The organism is Xanthomonas dyei (assembly GCF_002939865.1).
GTDB lineage: Bacteria > Pseudomonadota > Gammaproteobacteria > Xanthomonadales > Xanthomonadaceae > Xanthomonas > Xanthomonas dyei.
Genome location: NZ_MDEE01000151.1, coordinates 1 through 259 on the forward strand (window position 1 = coordinate 1; position 259 = coordinate 259).

1 pseudogene is annotated in these 259 nt (G+C 60.6%); it reads right to left on the bottom strand.

The window, feature by feature from the left end:
• Positions 1 to 259 (bottom strand): annotated as a pseudogene (locus XdyCFBP7245_RS23620) (hypothetical protein); the annotation flags it as partial.

Consider the following 259-nt stretch of genomic DNA (forward strand, 5'->3'; position numbering starts at 1 on the left):
CCGAGCGATCCGGCTTGCCGTCGCCATCGAAGGGCAGGAAGTTATGCATCTTATGCGAGTCGCTGAGCGGTTTGGCGACTGCCGGATTGCGGTCATCGAACAGGCTGCGGTCATTGGCGTAACCGGCCTTCTGCAAGGCAGCGACTTCGTGTGGCGTGGCGTAGAGCTTGACCTGACCATAATGCTTGCTGGCAGCGCTGACCGCATCGCCGGCCATCACATGATTGATCACATCCGAGCCACCCTCGGGAATACGGCG